Source organism: Mycobacterium sp. 852002-51971_SCH5477799-a, from assembly GCF_001667145.1.
In the GTDB taxonomy this organism is placed as follows: Bacteria; Actinomycetota; Actinomycetes; order Mycobacteriales; family Mycobacteriaceae; genus Mycobacterium.
Genome location: NZ_LZIF01000128.1, coordinates 1 through 1212 on the forward strand (window position 1 = coordinate 1; position 1212 = coordinate 1212).

Consider the following 1212-nt stretch of genomic DNA (forward strand, 5'->3'; position numbering starts at 1 on the left):
TGAGCGCCTGGAGGTGTTGTTCGAGGAGTTGGCGGAGTTGGCCGGTCAGCGTAATGCGATTGATGGGCGCATCGTGGAGATCGTCGCCGAGGTGGATCGCGACGAATTGTGGGGCGCCACCGGGGCGCGCTCGGTGGCGGCGTTGGTGGCCTGGAAACTGGGCGCGTCGTCGGCAAGCGCCCACACGATCGCCACGGTGGCGCACCGGCGGCGAGAGTTTCCCCGCTGCGTGCAACGGATGCGGGAGGGTCGGCTGTCGCTGGATCAGGTCGGGGTGATCGCCGCACGCGCAAGCGAGGGATCCGATGCGCATTACGCCGAACTTGCCGTGGTGGCCAGCGTTAATCAGCTGCGCACCGCGGTGAAGCTAGAACCGCGACCCGAACCCGACTGCGGGCCAGGTTGGCCTGAACCGCGGGCCTCGATCACCAAGACCTCCGGTGAGGAGTTCAGCTGCTGGCGGATCAAACTTGCGCATCCCGATGCGGCGAAATTCGATGCGGCGCTGGCCTCTCATCGTGATGCGCTGATCGCCGAATGGCGCCACGATCATGGCGATGGCGAGCGCGTAGCACAGAACGCGCCGCCGCTGCCGAGCACTGTCGAGGCGTTTATGCGCCTGGTGGAGGCCGGATGGGACACCGAGGCGGCCCGCCGCCCGCACGGGCAGCACACCACGGTGGTGGCCCACGTCGACGTCGCCCAGCGTGTCGGGGCGCTGCATCTGGGTCCGCTGCTGTCTGACGCCGAACGTCGCTATCTGAGCTGTGATGCCACCTGCGAAGTCTGGTTTGAACGTGGCGGCGAGGTCATTGGTGCCGGGCGGGCGACGCGGATGATCAGCCGTCGGCTGCGCCGCGCGCTCGAGCACCGCCACCCCAGCTGCGTGGTTCCGGGTTGTGGGGCCACCCACGGTCTGCACGCCCACCACATTCGGCACTGGGAAGACGGCGGTGTCACCGAGTTGGCCAATCTGGTGCTGGTATGCCCGTATCACCATCGGTTGCACCACCGGGGCGTCATCACCATTAGCGGACCCGCCGACGATCTCAGTGTCACCGACGACGCGGGTCGATCACTGAGCGCAGGATCGCTCGCGCGTCCACCCAACCTGGCCCCGCCGGCTGTTCCGCCGTGGCACGGGCCCACCGGCGAGCGCGCCGACTGGTGGTACGAACCCTTCCAGCCGCAACCACCACCAACACCCAACTA

Annotated in this window: 1 protein-coding gene; it reads left to right on the top strand. The window is 67.7% G+C overall.

Going from position 1 to position 1212, the window contains the following annotated elements; genetic code table 11:
- Window positions 1–1212 (top strand): HNH endonuclease signature motif containing protein (locus A5753_RS23465; RefSeq protein ID WP_067134337.1); only part of this gene is annotated, 1212 nt, incomplete at both ends.